Here is a 14,185-nt window from a genome sequence, read left to right as displayed (position 1 = left end):
CTATACCCGTAATAACGCCGTTGTTGCGTCGCCATGCTCGCATGGTGAATGTGCCTGCTTCTTTACAGTACCATGCGTCTGTTTATTTGCTGGCTGCCTATAGCGCTTTTTCGCAATAGCTCATCCATTTAAATTCTTTGTTATTTCTGGCTTTTTCTCCCATCGTCGGCACGAGAGAAACGGCTGAATAAAGGGTGTGGAGTGGATGGCAAAAAGTAAGGCGGTTTACCTGCACGAGCAGCAGCGCGCGTTTATCGGGCGGCTGTCCGGGTCATGGCTATGGCGAAGTGAATTTCCAACATGGGTACTCATCATTGTTATCTACGGCGGCTGGTTTGCCACGCTGGCCTTCCATAAAACACTGGGTTTATTTCTCTCTACGCTACTGCTTATCTGGTTTACCGCCTGGTATATGTCGTTACAACATGAACTGATTCATGGCCATCCTACACGTTACCCGTGGGTTAATCAGTTGCTGGGGCTTATGCCGCTGGCGGTCTGGTATCCGTATGGTTTGTACCGTGATTCTCACCTTGCGCATCATCGCGCACATTTGCTGACGTTGCCGGATGACGACCCGGAGTCTTACTATTTTTCCGCACATCACTGGCAGCGTTTACCCCGCTGGTATCGTCGCCTTATTCAATTGCGTAACACCTTTGCGGGGCGTTTGTTGCTGGGACCGTTGCTCGACATTGTGCAAATGCTTGCAGCAATGATCGCAGCGTTTCGCGCCCGCCAGCGCGATGCGATTGTGATGTGGGTGGTTCACGGGGTGTTGCTGGTAGTGACCTTTTCGTGGATTGCCCACTGCGGTTTCTCGCTCGTCTGGTTTGTGCTGGCAGTCAGTTATCCGGCGCTGGCGCTCACCAAGGTGCGCTCTTTCCTGGAACATCGGGCAGAAGAAGACCCGCTGGCCCGCTCGGTAATTAACGAAGCCGCGTTACCCTGGCGAGTGCTGTTCCTCAACCTGAACTATCATTCTGTACATCATGACTTACCGGGAGTGCCCTGGTACGGGTTGCGCACGGTCTACTTATACGATCGCGATGACTATCAGAGGCGCAATGGCGGATTTGTGGTGCGTGGTTATGGCATATGGCTGCGGCGTTTCCTGTTCCGCCCTGTCGATGTGAATGCGCACCCAGGCTTTAACGCGGGCAATGATCATCATGCGCCATGAAATCGCTTTTCCGATGTATGACTTACACCGCCCGGACACCGTGGCGCTTATCCGCGCCCTGGCGGAACTGCTGGCGGCGCGGGGCATAGCCGTTAATGCGCTCTGGCCGCAGGAGGCACTGCTTTCCCACTGGCGACATGACGCCCTGTTGCTGAGCCAGACCTGTGGTTTTCCGCTGGTCACGCAGTTGCCCGACGTGCAAACGGTCGGCTGCTTTCATTATTCCGCCCCCGGCTGTGACGGTTTTCATTATCGTAGTCTGCTGGTGGCTCGCGAGGAAAACGCGCTACAAACGCTGGCGGATTTCCGTGGCCGCGTGGTGGCCTGCAATGCTGAGGACTCGCAATCGGGTTATAACGCATTACGCAAAATGGTTGCGCCGCTGGCGCAGGGCGGGAGGTTTTTCTCGGCGGTGGTATTGAGCGGCAGCCACCGACAATCGCTGGCGGCGCTTGGCCAGCGAACGGCGGATATCGCGGCCATCGACTGCGTGAGCTGGGCGCTGTTACAGCGCCATGAACCTGAACTGCTGGCCGGGCTGACGGTGATTGGCTCCACTCCTCTGGCTCCAGGATTACCCCTCATTACCGCAAAACAGACGTCCGCATATACCCTGGCAAATCTCCAGGACGCATTGCATGAGCTGGTCAGCCATCCGCGTTATCAGGCGGTATGCGACGCGCTGTTGATTACCGGGTTTAGCCCGGTTACCAGGGAGGCTTACTCCCCCTTGCTGGCCTGGCGCGACGAGGCTGCGGCGCTGGGGGTAACGCATTTATAATGTGTCGGATAATACAGGGCGTTTTACGACGAGACATTCAATGCTAACCTCGCCTTATTCCTTACTCTGCAGAAGGTTTCACCCTTGTCCATTGATACCGTTTTTGCTTTCCTGGCAGCAGCGTTGTTTCTGGCGTTTGTACCCGGCCCCGATAATCTGTTTGTCATGACACAGGCTGCTTTACGCGGACGCCGCGCCGGATTAACTATCACTCTTGGCCTGTGTACGGGGCTGATAGTCCATACCACCGCCGTGGCGCTGGGGGTGGCGGTGATTTTCCAGCAATCGGAGCTGGCTTTTAGCCTGCTGAAATATGCCGGGGCTGCGTATCTTACCTGGCTTGCCTGGCTGGCGTTTCGCGCGAAGCCAACGGCTGCGAAGAGCAGTACCGGGCCGGTGCGTGAGGGAGCCCGGCTTTATCTGCGCGGCATTGTGATGAATATTACCAATCCGAAGGTCTCAATTTTCTTCCTCGCCTTCTTGCCGCAGTTTGTTGATAAACAAGCCGGGCATGTCACTTTGCAGATGTTTGCGCTGGGCGGGCTGTTTATTATCGCCACGCTGATTGCCTTTAGTCTGATGGCGCTCTTTGCCGCCAGCGCCGGTGCGCGGTTTGGTCAGTCGCCGGCAGCGCAAAAGGTGATGAATAAGATTGCTGGTGTGGTCTTTTTAGGGCTGGCGCTCAAGCTGGCGACGGCGGAGCGCTGACCTCCAGCCTCATCCGCTTAATAAAGTCTTCTGCAGGCAGTGGGCGGCAGAAGAAGTAACCTTGCATAAAATCGACATTTTTTGCGCGCAGGTAATCCACCTGCGCCTGAGTTTCCACCCCTTCGGCTATCACCTTAAGTCGCATTTTTTTCGCCAGATCAATGACGCTTTCCACCAGGCGAGTGTCGGTATTGTTGTCTATCTGGCTGACAAACATTTTGTCGATTTTGAGAAACTCAGGCTGCAATGCGCAAATGTAGGCGAGATTCGAATAACCTGTGCCAAAATCATCCAGCGCCACGGATATGTTGGCGCGGCGCAGGGCGGCAAGCCATTCATTCAGCTGCGGCGTAACATGCAGCGGATGCCTTTCGGTCACTTCAACTACGATATGGCGTTTTTTCGCTTCCAGTTTGCGCATCATATCGTTGATATCCATTTCAAAATGCGGATCAAGGCAGTTCTGTGCGCTGATATTGATGCAAATATACAGTCCATCGGGAAAAAGATGGATCGCCTTCTGAAAATCGGTTGTGATTTGCTGCATCAGCAGTCGGGTTAATGGGCCAATCAGATTGTGTTGCTCGGCCAGTGGAATAAAAATATCAGGTGAAACATAACCATAAACAGGATGTTTCCATCGGGCAAGCACCTCAAACCCGGCGATTTTGCCCGTGTCGCCCTGAAAGAATGGCTGATAAAAAGGGTGTATCTGGCGTTGCGAAATCGCCTGCTGTAGTACCATAAGAGAGGATGTAAAATGGCCTGTCAGCCGCCAAAAAAGATAGCCGCACAATGTTGAAACCAACACTGCAAACGCGATTAATGAGCTGTTTTCCGCAATAAAGCGGTACCACGGTATCGACAAAGGGGATTGCCAGGCGACCGAAACCGGAAAGGTTGCCGATCTCAGGTGCATAAAGTGATCATCGTCTCCGGAAGCATAAATAATGCTGCCGTCACTCCAGACCTGTGCGCCGCCAATTTGCAAATACATATTTGGCAGAACGCCATCAAGATTAAAGGCGTTATTAATAAACGAGGTGCTGATATTGACCAATAACGTATTATTTTGAATGTTGGCAAGGTAATAAAGTGTTGGCATATCAAACAACAGTTTCTCAACAGAAGCCTCTTTTAAAGCGTTATCTGAAAGCAATGCCGGGGGGACTTTTTTCCTCTGTGCAACGGTTAATGAAGAACAACCGATCATATTCCCCTGCACAAAACTTATCGCCTGAATATGTGGATAATGATTCAGCAAAAATGCCTGATCCTGAGCCATGCTGCCACTACATAAGACCTGTTGCGCCTGCAGGCTACTTTTGGCGGCATCGCTGGCTTCTGCCAGTAATTCCTCAGCATAGGAGAGGACGCTTTGTGCCGCGACGCGCGCATTCTCCTGTTCTGAATATAATTGATGCATGGCGATAAAACTGAGTCCAGATGCCAGCAAGACCAGTGATAAAAATATAGCGACCACAAATTTCACAGTGCCGGTCATGACGACGAAGCCAAAAAAAGTTTTCTGCTGTATTTGCGAAAACAACGTAGTTGTTTTAATCAGGTTTGGCATAGTCCGGTGTCGTGGTAGTAAGAAAGAGAGTAAAAGGAGAACGCAGTTGCTTATTTATCATCAGGCAATCAGGAGTAATGATTGCCTGATGAGGATTCAGAAAAACGGAAACTCAGAAATTGGCCCAGTCACCATTTTCGTGGTTACTGGTTTTTTTCTTTGGTAGCGCTGCCAGATTACTGCGTGCCAGCGTGCGTTTTTCACTCTGAATGGCGCTGTCTTTAGCCACCCGGAAAATTGAGACCACTTTTTCGAGCTGCACTGCCTGATCTTCCAGCGAGCTGGCGGCAGCGGAAGACTCTTCAACCAGTGCGGCATTTTGCTGTGTAGTGGTGTCCATTTCCGCCATTGCCTGGGCAATTTGCGAAATGCCCCGGCTTTGTTCATCAGTTGCGGCGGCTATCTCGCCCATGATGTCGCGAACCTGGGCTACAGAGTTCTCGATTTTAGACATGGCTTCTCCCGCGCTTTCGACCAGCGTAAAACCATTGTCGACGTAGACGACGGATTCCTGAATCAGGTTTTCGATCTCTTTTGCCGATTGCGCACTACGCTGGGCAAGGTTACGTACTTCGGCTGCGACAACGGCGAAGCCTTTCCCCTGATCGCCGGCACGGGCGGCTTCAACCGCGGCATTGAGCGCCAGTATGTTGGTCTGGAACGCAATGCTGTTGATAACCGTGGTAATTTCGGAAATGCGGTGCGAGCTGCTGCGCACATTCTTCATGGTGTCGATAACCTGCTGCGAGATTTGACTGCCGTGGCTGGCATTTTGCGATGCTTCTTCTGAGAGCCGGCGCGCATGGTTGGCATTTTCGGCATTCAGCGCCACGGTAGAAGTTAGCTGTTCCATACTGGCGGCTGTTTCCACGACGGCAGCGGACTGCTGTTCAGTACGAGATGATAAGTCCATATTGCCCGCGGCAATTTCCGAGGATGACCGGGCAACGCTCTCCACGCCATTACGTACGTCATAAATGATGTTTTTCAAATTTTCATTCATGGCGGCAACGGCCTGCATTAACAGACCCGGCTCATCGCGGCGGCTACTGGTCAGCGTACTGGTAAGATCGCCTTTCGCAATTTGTTCTGCCACATGCAGGGTTTCATTGAGTGGAGTGGTTATGGCACGCGTGATCCAGAACGCTAAGATGATACCGGACAGGATACCGATCAGCGCGACCGTACTCATTTGCCATTGCACATTGCTCACGACGCTGGCGACAATTTGCTGCTGCAGATCAAACAGATCCTGAATTGCGTTCGTCAAAATTCCTGCTCTGTCAGTCAGTTGAGATGACAGGGTGGACTGTTCCGTCCAGACATTACGGTAATGTTCCAGTTCTGTAGCAATGTTCTGAAAATATTGCACATCATCGGCAAGCCAGCTTTGCTGGTCATCCGGCAAGTGCTGAAGAAGCTGTTCAGTTGTCGTTTTCCCGGCAGCCAGGCGAAGAAGAATCTCCTTTTGCAACTGTTCCGTCGGATGGTTTTTATAGAGAGTGACTTGCGAATCAATATCACTCATGAGAAAAGCGACTTGTTCCGCCAGAAGTGCCTGGGTTTGCGTGAGAGCACTGTTTTTGCTTGCTTTATCTGCCAGGGCAGAATCGTCATTGAACTCCTGTGTATCCAGTTTCTTTTCAATAAGTTTCTTCGTATTCAGCGCTTTGGTGAAAAGATTAAGCGTTTCGATATAGTCGCTAACCGCACTTGCTGTTTTATCCAGCGCGCTTTTACCCTCAACCGACCAGCTAAAACTATTAAGCTGTTTAATCGTGTCCTGCATACGGCGAGCAGAACTATTTGTTTGCTCTAAATACTTCTGGTCAAGCGTATATTGAAAATTGGTTCGGCCAAGTCTTACGCTTGAAAGCGAATTAAAAAGATCGGTCGTAAGCTCATTCTTGCTGACCTTATCCTGAATGTTTTTTAAGCCGAAGATACCGGAGGTCAGAACCGCAATTGTGACAAACAATACGATTGAGAAACCTAACAGTAATTTCCTGCCAACTTTCAAATTTAAAAAAGGTTGTATCAGATTCATTTATTCTTCCAGTATCGGCATTATCGTCAGTGGACGGTTTCATATCATCAGTATTAAAAGGGAACGGTTACGCCCCATAATCGGATTGCAATATAAAAAAAAGCCCCTTGCACGGGTGTGCTCAGGGCGAACCCCTGGCTGACATCACTCTCTCAGGGTATCTGGCTTCTCCTCTTTTTTAATAGAGTGAGGCGGGAGTTCACTCACTCGATAATAAATTGGTGTAACATCCTCATAATTTACAGTATAGCCACGGCCTTTCTTATTAATTATAAAATCACGAGGCAGGCCGATAAGTGTGAGTTTTTTACTTAAGTTATTTAAAACCTGCCATAGTCTTTGCGAAGAAGGGCTCAGGTTGCTCACTTCCCAAATGTTATGAAACAATTCCTCTTTACTGATGTTTTTATGACGACCATATTTTAATAAATAAAGAAACAGATTCATCATCGTATCGTTAAAAACGACAGAAGCGAATATAAGATTATTATCAGTGTGGCTGGTTGGCAGCCTGTACAATCGACGACTATTAATGTCGAAATGTATTTCTTTACCAATCATAAATCCGTATAAGCGATAGCCCATTCTGTCATGCTCGCATTAAAATAGCTCGGCCTGATGCCGCAACACAGAGTGCTTCTCGATAACCATACATTTATAGGGTGGATTATATGGCTGATGCCGGGGCTTTCCAATCTCCGATCCACTGCACTATTTGCGGGCGGGTGGTAAACCATGCTTCAATCATAAAATCTTTTTTAAGTAAAATCTTAAGCTGTAAATTCTAAAAAACGAACCTGATATTCCTCTTTTTACTGCAAAAGATGTCGATCTTAATCATCAAGATTTATCACCATATTTTTTGTGGTAGCCAGTTATTAATGCTGGTTAAAGGTTTTTGGTTTCACCTCTAAGCCTGAAAGTACGCTGTCCGGCAGAGAACATACTGTGGCCCAATCACGGTGCCGGATGTCAGCTACTCTAGAGATTATGGAAAAAAAGTGGAGTGACGTTATATGATTTATAATGAATGGAAAGCAATTTAAAGACAGCAACTTGCAGGCTGGCGCTTAAGGTAAATGAGATTAAAGTATTGAAAGATAACAATAAAAGTCTGAATCAGATTTTTAGTCATGCCGACGTTTCAAGGGGATCTATAGTGTGTATTTCTCTGATGGTCACGCTATGAAGAGAGTCTGGCTGATTAACAATGTTGTTCTGTTTGAGCCCAATGAACGACGTCTTTGCGCCATACAAAACTACCCTGACCAGTGCATTATCCTCCACGGCCCGGTAAGTGAATGTTTATTGCAGCTTCTTTTACATAACGGAGAGGTGCTTTCGCAGCGTTTTTTATTTGATGCTGTATGGGGAAAACAGGGTGCGGTTGTTACGACTAACGCGTTATATCAGGCCATTGCGTCTGTCAGAAAGGCGTTGAAGTCGGCAGGACTGACCGATGAGGTGATTAAAACAATTCCAAAAGCTGGGTTTAAATCTGTCGCGCAAATTTGTGCGGGAGAAGCTGGCGATTTTCTTCCCCGGGCGAAAGATGTACCAGCGCCTGCTATCGTCGAGCCAATACCCACTGCGAATGACAATACAATAATCGATCAACAAGACTCAAAATTGGATTCGTTATTGCGCGCACCTGTCTCCTGGTTTTTTGCCGGTCTGCTTTTTTGTCTCTCATGCGCTGTGCTCTATGGCTCACTTAATAATGATAAATCTGTGTTTGCCGATTATCAGCAGATCGGAAAAATAGGTAATTGTGAGGTTTTCTCCTCCTGGTACGATATCGAGCAAAGCCGCAGTCAATTTAACGCGCTATCGGCGCGTTATCCTGTTAATTGCAAGGCCGGAGATAGGGCTTATATGACTATCAATCGCTTGCAACAGGGAATATCTATCTTCGTATGTGATAAAACACCTGACAGTGTTAACGCACGTTGCAGAACCCTTTTTTATCGGCAGAAATATCATGAAAACCAATAAACTTTATCTGCTCTGGGGGGGTGTCATAATCGCCATTGCTGCACCGTTACTTTGCGCCGGGTATCTCAACTACCAGCGTAACCATTTTACCTGTGGCGCACATGCGATCATTGTCGATGATGATGCCATACTGGATATCATTACCGATTATTCATTCGACAGCGGCAGTGGCAGTTATGAGTCGTCAGGTAAATATATAAAAGGGATGCAGCCTGCGCTGGCTGCCAGTAATAACGTCTCTTTTAATTACTGGTATGAGAATGGACAAATGATCATGGTGTCGAATGACACCAATGAACTGCCAAAACGGGCGGAACCCCTGCTGGACCATGTGCCTGATTTCTATCATCTGCGCGATCGGGGCATCAGCATTGATATCGTGCGTGCGAATGCGGAAAGCTACTATTTCGTCTATGGTCATACGCCGGTGTTTTACTGCACAAAAAGCCGCCAGGATTGATAATTGCCGGACTGGAAAGGGCGGCAGGTCCGTCGCTGGACCGGACGGTCAAAAAATTTCATCAACGACGTTGCAGGCCATGAGATTGCTGTCTAATTTTATTCCTGGTTAGGTTCTTCTGACATCTTGCAGAGAGCCGTTGTCTACTTTTTTACAGGAATGAATATGCAGAGCACGACAACTGAGGAACAACTAAACGCCTTTTTTGGTCGCGATCCTCATGCTTTCGAGGCGGAAGAACAACTTATCGCAGAAATCACACAGAACCTTAGAGTTCGTAAGGCGGAAGTGAGCAATAAAGATCTTATCTTTGCACTTATTCAACTGCTTGAAATTGAAAAAGATGTCGTCAAACTTGATATCTATCGCAACGCTCTTGAAATGGTGGTTCACAAAACACCTGACGACGTCTAATTCAAATTTTCTGATTTCCCTCTTATGACATGCTGCCTTCGCAATGTGAGCGAAGGCAGATGTCGATCATACTTGTCTCCGACACGCCAGAATAATGCCTGGTAGCCATTACAGCGGCTTTTTGCGCCGTTGCATCAGATATTGCCGGGTGGCTTCGAGAACGCTTCTCTGGCGGGAGCATGTTGCCATGACTTCCTGCGCGCGAAGCACCATGACGAGGTTATCTGCCTTTATGGGCAGGTGCGAATTCATAAGATAAGTGGCTGCCAGGCCAATCGCCTCATGGATTTCCTCTGGTTGAACTTGCTCATTTTCGTTCAATTACTCTCCCGTTGCTGAGATGAGGAACGTCTTCTAAGGCCGTCAGGCCGGTTCAAATTCACAATGAGCATTATGTAAGAACATGCTGAAGCAAGTCTGATTAGAAGCGGGGTGGGACTGCAAACCTGTTAACCGTACAGGTTAAACAGGGCGCGTAGACTTAGTGCTTGATTACTTTACTGATACTTAAAAAAGTGTCATTTCGGAGTCGATTTTTGCGCTGGGTCGTTTGCAAAGACCAGGCGCTTTTTTTACTGTTTTCGGGCTGCATACGGAAATGGTGCACGCCACTGATTGCGCTTCGCCAGGCTTCCTGCCTTTCACTGTCGGTCTCTGTTCTCAGGTTTTCCTGCAACTGCACAATTAATGCATCGAAAGAAATATCATCCGCTGATTCCAGAAGCGTAAGAATCGCTTCTCCCATGACAGTATCTACAAGTTTGTCCTTATCATTTTTACTCATTTCGCCTCTCAATATTTACGACACTGTTTTACACAAGCCTTAACCATTATGCACATGCAGGCCAAATCTGCCTCATTTTGCTGACCTTATTTGAAATGCCGTTGAGCTTTCACTTCTGACGTTTGGTAAAGATAAGCGTCATTAGAGCGCTGAGTTGCGCTTGCGTTACCGGGTTCTTCTCTGTTGCGATGCGGGCAGCTATTTTAAGGCAGATTGTGCGTTTGCTGATTGTTCGTTTCGCGTTCAACATCTCTATCACAAGCGCGCCCAACATCTCTTCACATGAGAGTATCTGTGTTAAGGAGCGCTCAATTGCACCATTATTACTATCATCACGGGTACCCTTCACGACGGCCTCATTCAGTCAGGTTCTGCAGCCAAAAAATTGGCGAACGTATGCGGCAGGCAAATAGATCCCTAAGAGTAATCGAAACTCAAAAAAAAGCAAAAAAGCCAATAGAGTGAATAATCAGCGTGGGGCGCTGCCATGAAAAGATGAGGGAAGTGCGAACTTACAAGGCATATCTGTAAAAACCCTGGCCGAAGTATGCCAGGGCGGGGGTTATTTCACATTGAATGTCAGATAGCCCATGATGCCATCGCTTGGGCCATCTTTGGGGTGATGGATGCCATCCATGACGGGAACCACTGGAAAATCAAAAGGAGAAACGCCTTCAATACAGGCGACGTTTACGCCAAATTGCTCTGGGTTGGAACGGCGCTGGTGAAAAGTATAAATCCCGCAGACGGAGCAAAAATAGTGGGCCGCAGCCTGGGTGTTAAAACGGTACTCGGTAAGTTTCTCTTTTCCCCGCGTCACTTCCAGCCCGGATAACTGGGCAGAAACGGCTACCGCACCGCGCATCCGGCAAAAAGAGCAGTTGCAGCGGCGTATGGTATTAAAGCCATCGGTGAGTTCAACCGTAAAAGCAACGGCGCCACAGTGGCATTGAGCGTGAAGCTTCTCTGACATAACAATCTCCGTAGTTACAGAAGAGGATGCAATGAGTGTAGCTGTCTGGTGTCTGAAAGCGGTTGAGTCATTGGGATCAAAACGGGGCAGGGGGAGTTAGCTTTGCTTTTTCTTCTTATATTCCGCAATCGCCTGATTGATGTTGTTAGTTTCGATGGAGTCGACCTTTTCGTTATCAGAGAAGACATCATACCGGCCTTCGTTGTAGCGAAAAAGAACAGTGACGCCCTGAAAGCGAACCCTTTTTTCCTTTACCGTAATGCCACGACTGCGCATGGCAATTTTTGCGATGATATCTATTTTTTTACTGTTCATGGTGCGTCAGCTTGCCTTTTATTATTAATTATAGTGTCCCTGCTGGCATCAGGGATGGAATGATATTAATTTTATAAACCTGCAAAAGAAAGGACGATACCAGAAAAGGAAGCTGAAAAAAGAGGGTAATTTTCCTGCATGTTAAGGTTTTCTTAATCTTCGGGTGTTCTATAAATTTTAGACGATATCTTTATTAAAATATTCAAAGTTTGGCAGTATTAAATAGTAAACTCAAATATTGATAATTATTTCGATTCTCATTCCGATACCTGTGCGTTTAAACTCCTGCCAGTTTGCTAACGCTTCGTTTATACACACATTTTATAAGGAATGATTATGAAAAATCGCTTTTCGGCCATGTGTTCGATAGCTTTGGTCATCTCTTCTGTTTTAGCGGGTTCTTCTGCTTTTGCAGCCGATAACGAAGACGGCATCGTCATTTATAATGCTCAACATGAAAATCTGGTTCAGTCGTGGGTGGATGGCTTCACGAAAGAGACCGGGATTAAAGTGACTCTGCGCAATGGCAGCGATACCGAACTGGGGAATCAGCTTGTCCAGGAAGGCAACGTTTCGCCTGCCGATGTTTTCCTGACGGAAAACTCCCCGGCAATGACGCTGGTTGATAATGCAAATCTGTTTGCCCCGCTGGATGCCGATACGCTGAAACAGGTACCTGCCGCTTATCGTCCCGCGCATGGCCGCTGGATTGGCATTGCTGCACGCAGCACCGTATTCGTTTATAACCCGAGCAAAATCAGCCCGGCACAGCTGCCGACATCTCTTATGGATTTAGCAAAACCGGAATGGAAAGGGCGCTGGGCAGCCTCTCCGTCGGGCGCAGATTTCCAGGCGATTGTCAGCGCCATGCTGTCGTTAAAAGGTGAGTCAGCGACCCTCGACTGGCTAAAAGCGATGAAAACCAACTTTGTCGCTTACAAAGGTAACAGTACGGTCTTAAAAGCGGTAAATGCCGGGCAGATTGATGCTGGCGTTATTTACCATTACTACTATTTTGTCGATCAGGCAAAAACCGGTGAGAACAGCAAAAACACGCAACTTCACTATTTCAAACATCAGGATCCTGGCGCTTTTGTCAGTATTTCCGGTGGCGGCGTGCTGGCCTCCAGCAAACATAAAGCGCAGGCCCAGGCCTTTATTAAATGGATCACCGGCAAAACCGGACAGGATATTCTGCGCACGAATAACGCATTTGAATATGCGGTGGGCGTGAACGCGGCCTCAAATGAAAAACTGGTACCGCTGAATAAACTGGATGCCCCGAAAGTTGAGCCATCTACGTTAAACAGCAAGAAAGTCACCGAACTGATGACCCAGGCGGGTATTCTTTAAAATAATAACAGTGAGCGCCTTATGTCTGGTTTGAGCATTCCGTTGGCTGAAAAACAGCAACGCCAAACGCATCAGCATCGCCCCGCGGGCGTGTTGGTGATATTAGCCATGCTGGTTTCCCTGTTGGCATTACTGCCCGTTGGGTTTGTGATTGCCACAGGTATTGATACGGGATGGGAGAGCGTTAAGGCGCTCGTTTTTCGCCCGCGCGTCGCGGAGTTGCTGGCGAACACGCTGCTACTGATACTTTTTTCTCTCCCTGTTTGCGTTTGCCTCGGCGTGGCGCTTGCGTGGCTGACGGAGAGAACGGCATTGCGGGGGCGTCGTTTCTGGTCATTGCTGGTGGTTGCGCCGCTGGCGATCCCGGCTTTTGTGCAAAGCTACGCCTGGGTGAGCGTTATCCCTTCTTTACATGGGCTGACAGCCGCCGTGTTTATCTCCGTGCTGGCTTATTATCCGTTTATTTATATGCCGGTTGCTGCGGTCCTGCGGCGGCTGGATCCGAACCTTGAGGATGTTGCCGCATCGCTGGGCATCGCCCCGTGGCTGGTTTTCTTTCGTGTGGTATTGCCGCAACTGAAACTGGCGATCTGGGGAGGTGCGCTACTGGTGGGCCTGCACCTGCTGGCGGAGTATGGCCTGTATGCGATGATCCGCTTCGATACCTTCACTACCGCCATTTACGATCAGTTCCAGTCTACCTTTAGCGGCCCGGCGGCCAATATGCTGGCGGGGGTGCTTGCGCTGTGCTGCCTGGGGCTATTGTTGCTGGAAGGGGGAACCCGCGGTAAAGCTCGCTACGCCCGCGTGGGGAGCGGGTCCGCCCGTCGCCAGAATATCCATGTGCCCGCAATGACAGGCCAACTGCTGGGACAACTTCTGCTGGTCTGTGTGGTGATGCTGGCGCTGGGAACGCCTGTAGCGGTGTTGTGTCGCTGGCTCTGGGCGGGGGGGCTGGCGGTCTGGCAGAACGGTGATTTGTGGTTATCCCTGCAGCAAACGGTGATTCTTGCGTCGGCAGGGGCAGTGATTACCACCGGCTTTGCGATTCCGTGCGCGTGGCTGGCGGTTCGCCATCCACATCGCCTTTTTCGTCTGCTCGAAAGCATGAATTATGTGGCCAGCTCACTGCCGGGTATCGTGACGGCACTGGCGCTGGTGACGGTCACCATTCATTACGCGCGACCCATTTATCAGACCGAAGTGACCCTCTTTCTGGCGTATATGCTGATGTTTATTCCCCGGGCGCTTATCAACTTACGCGCCGGTATTGCTCAGGCGCCTGTCGAACTTGAGCATGTGGCGCAAAGCCTGGGCGTCTCGCCGGGATGGGCGTTGTGTCGTGTAACAATGCGTCTGGCGGCACCCGGTGCGGGCGCGGCTGCGGCACTGGTCTTTCTGGGGGTGAGCAACGAGCTGACAGCGACATTGCTGCTCTCTCCGCTGGGGACACGCACGCTTGCCACCGGTTTCTGGGCGCTGACCAGCGAAATTGATTATGTTGCAGCAGCCCCCTATGGCCTGTGCATGATCCTGATTTCTCTCCCCCTGACGGGCCTGCTTTACAAGCAATCACAAAAACTATCGGGTCGTTAA

16 protein-coding genes are annotated in these 14,185 nt (G+C 49.3%); 8 read left to right on the top strand and 8 right to left on the bottom strand.

Annotation, left to right across the window (positions count from 1 at the left end; translation table 11 throughout):
* Nucleotides 1–205: 205 nt before the first annotated feature.
* The 3 genes from AAIG39_RS01320 (at nucleotide 206) to AAIG39_RS01310 (ending at nucleotide 2,672) form a co-directional block, all read left to right on the top strand.
* Entirely contained in the window at nucleotides 206–1,183 is a 978-nt protein-coding gene (locus tag AAIG39_RS01320; protein ID WP_249572938.1) for a fatty acid desaturase, read from the top strand.
* A complete protein-coding gene (locus AAIG39_RS01315) occupies nucleotides 1,173–1,964 on the top strand; it encodes a phosphate/phosphite/phosphonate ABC transporter substrate-binding protein (protein ID WP_343193026.1) in 792 nt (263 codons plus the stop codon). Before AAIG39_RS01320 ends, AAIG39_RS01315 begins: the two co-directional genes overlap by 11 nt.
* Before the next feature lie 84 nt (nucleotides 1,965–2,048).
* Nucleotides 2,049–2,672, top strand: coding sequence for a LysE family translocator (locus tag AAIG39_RS01310; RefSeq protein WP_343193025.1), 624 nt, complete (start codon nucleotides 2,049–2,051; stop codon nucleotides 2,670–2,672).
* Here AAIG39_RS01310 and AAIG39_RS01305 read toward each other — a convergent pair.
* The 3 genes from AAIG39_RS01305 to AAIG39_RS01295 form a co-directional block, all read right to left on the bottom strand.
* Complete coding sequence (locus AAIG39_RS01305) at nucleotides 2,647–4,248, bottom strand: EAL domain-containing protein (RefSeq protein WP_343193024.1); 1,602 nt, start codon at nucleotides 4,246–4,248, stop codon at nucleotides 2,647–2,649. The two genes, AAIG39_RS01310 and AAIG39_RS01305, sit on opposite strands and share 26 nt — an antisense overlap.
* Nucleotides 4,249–4,360: 112 nt before the next feature.
* Nucleotides 4,361–6,037, bottom strand: coding sequence for a methyl-accepting chemotaxis protein (locus AAIG39_RS01300; protein WP_343193023.1), 1,677 nt, complete (start codon nucleotides 6,035–6,037; stop codon nucleotides 4,361–4,363).
* Between the two features lie 402 nt (nucleotides 6,038–6,439).
* A complete protein-coding gene (locus AAIG39_RS01295) occupies nucleotides 6,440–6,880 on the bottom strand; it encodes a winged helix-turn-helix domain-containing protein (protein WP_090082338.1) in 441 nt (146 codons plus the stop codon).
* Nucleotides 6,881–7,480: 600 nt separating this feature from the next.
* Here AAIG39_RS01295 and AAIG39_RS01290 point away from each other — a divergent pair.
* The 3 genes from AAIG39_RS01290 (at nucleotide 7,481) to AAIG39_RS01280 (ending at nucleotide 9,164) form a co-directional block, all read left to right on the top strand.
* Complete coding sequence (locus AAIG39_RS01290; RefSeq protein ID WP_343193022.1) at nucleotides 7,481–8,290, top strand: winged helix-turn-helix domain-containing protein; 810 nt, start codon at nucleotides 7,481–7,483, stop codon at nucleotides 8,288–8,290.
* Nucleotides 8,277–8,750 carry a hypothetical protein gene (locus tag AAIG39_RS01285; protein ID WP_343193021.1) on the top strand — a complete coding sequence of 158 codons (474 nt, stop codon included), beginning with the start codon at nucleotides 8,277–8,279 and terminating at the stop codon, nucleotides 8,748–8,750. The genes AAIG39_RS01290 and AAIG39_RS01285 overlap by 14 nt, the downstream gene beginning before the upstream one ends.
* A gap of 165 nt (nucleotides 8,751–8,915) precedes the next feature.
* A complete protein-coding gene (locus AAIG39_RS01280) occupies nucleotides 8,916–9,164 on the top strand; it encodes a biofilm development regulator YmgB/AriR family protein (RefSeq protein WP_343193020.1) in 249 nt (82 codons plus the stop codon).
* Nucleotides 9,165–9,272: 108 nt separating this feature from the next.
* On the opposite strand, the gene AAIG39_RS01275 is transcribed toward AAIG39_RS01280, so the two are convergent.
* The 5 genes from AAIG39_RS01275 to AAIG39_RS01255 form a co-directional block, all read right to left on the bottom strand.
* Nucleotides 9,273–9,485: a hypothetical protein gene (locus AAIG39_RS01275; RefSeq protein WP_090082329.1), complete on the bottom strand. Its 213-nt coding sequence runs from the start codon at nucleotides 9,483–9,485 to the stop codon at nucleotides 9,273–9,275.
* Between the two features lie 160 nt (nucleotides 9,486–9,645).
* Entirely contained in the window at nucleotides 9,646–9,948 is a 303-nt protein-coding gene (locus AAIG39_RS01270) for a hypothetical protein (protein ID WP_090082327.1), read from the bottom strand.
* Between the two features lie 109 nt (nucleotides 9,949–10,057).
* Nucleotides 10,058–10,297 carry a hypothetical protein gene (locus tag AAIG39_RS01265; protein ID WP_343193019.1) on the bottom strand — a complete coding sequence of 80 codons (240 nt, stop codon included), beginning with the start codon at nucleotides 10,295–10,297 and terminating at the stop codon, nucleotides 10,058–10,060.
* A gap of 213 nt (nucleotides 10,298–10,510) precedes the next feature.
* A complete protein-coding gene (locus tag AAIG39_RS01260) occupies nucleotides 10,511–10,921 on the bottom strand; it encodes a GFA family protein (protein ID WP_090082322.1) in 411 nt (136 codons plus the stop codon).
* Nucleotides 10,922–11,017: 96 nt separating this feature from the next.
* Complete coding sequence (locus tag AAIG39_RS01255) at nucleotides 11,018–11,236, bottom strand: hypothetical protein (protein ID WP_090082319.1); 219 nt, start codon at nucleotides 11,234–11,236, stop codon at nucleotides 11,018–11,020.
* A gap of 336 nt (nucleotides 11,237–11,572) precedes the next feature.
* Here AAIG39_RS01255 and AAIG39_RS01250 point away from each other — a divergent pair, with 336 nt between their 5' ends.
* On the top strand, nucleotides 11,573–12,589 hold the full coding sequence (locus AAIG39_RS01250) for an iron ABC transporter substrate-binding protein (RefSeq protein WP_343193018.1): 1,017 nt from the start codon (nucleotides 11,573–11,575) through the stop codon (nucleotides 12,587–12,589).
* A gap of 21 nt (nucleotides 12,590–12,610) precedes the next feature.
* Complete coding sequence (locus tag AAIG39_RS01245; RefSeq protein WP_343193017.1) at nucleotides 12,611–14,185, top strand: ABC transporter permease; 1,575 nt, start codon at nucleotides 12,611–12,613, stop codon at nucleotides 14,183–14,185.

Origin of the sequence: Phytobacter palmae, from assembly GCF_039409775.1 — a bacterium.
GTDB lineage: Bacteria > Pseudomonadota > Gammaproteobacteria > Enterobacterales > Enterobacteriaceae > Phytobacter > Phytobacter palmae.
This window is presented reverse-complemented; position numbering and strand designations above follow the sequence as displayed.

Excerpts from the sequence above, each read along its gene's own strand:
- AAIG39_RS01320 (WP_249572938.1), top strand. The coding sequence starts at position 206 with ATGGCAAAAAGTAAGGCGGTTTACCTGCACGAGCAGCAGCGCGCGTTT.
- AAIG39_RS01315 (WP_343193026.1), top strand. The coding sequence starts at position 1,173 with ATGCGCCATGAAATCGCTTTTCCGATGTATGACTTACACCGCCCGGAC.
- AAIG39_RS01305 (WP_343193024.1), bottom strand. The coding sequence starts at position 4,248 with ATGCCAAACCTGATTAAAACAACTACGTTGTTTTCGCAAATACAGCAG.
- AAIG39_RS01300 (WP_343193023.1), bottom strand. The coding sequence starts at position 6,037 with ATGCAGGACACGATTAAACAGCTTAATAGTTTTAGCTGGTCGGTTGAG.
- AAIG39_RS01295 (WP_090082338.1), bottom strand. The coding sequence starts at position 6,880 with ATGGGCTATCGCTTATACGGATTTATGATTGGTAAAGAAATACATTTC.
- AAIG39_RS01290 (WP_343193022.1), top strand. The coding sequence starts at position 7,481 with ATGAAGAGAGTCTGGCTGATTAACAATGTTGTTCTGTTTGAGCCCAAT.
- AAIG39_RS01285 (WP_343193021.1), top strand. The coding sequence starts at position 8,277 with ATGAAAACCAATAAACTTTATCTGCTCTGGGGGGGTGTCATAATCGCC.
- AAIG39_RS01280 (WP_343193020.1), top strand. The coding sequence starts at position 8,916 with ATGCAGAGCACGACAACTGAGGAACAACTAAACGCCTTTTTTGGTCGC.
- AAIG39_RS01270 (WP_090082327.1), bottom strand. The coding sequence starts at position 9,948 with ATGAGTAAAAATGATAAGGACAAACTTGTAGATACTGTCATGGGAGAA.
- AAIG39_RS01260 (WP_090082322.1), bottom strand. The coding sequence starts at position 10,921 with ATGTCAGAGAAGCTTCACGCTCAATGCCACTGTGGCGCCGTTGCTTTT.
- AAIG39_RS01255 (WP_090082319.1), bottom strand. The coding sequence starts at position 11,236 with ATGAACAGTAAAAAAATAGATATCATCGCAAAAATTGCCATGCGCAGT.
- AAIG39_RS01250 (WP_343193018.1), top strand. The coding sequence starts at position 11,573 with ATGAAAAATCGCTTTTCGGCCATGTGTTCGATAGCTTTGGTCATCTCT.
- AAIG39_RS01245 (WP_343193017.1), top strand. The coding sequence starts at position 12,611 with ATGTCTGGTTTGAGCATTCCGTTGGCTGAAAAACAGCAACGCCAAACG.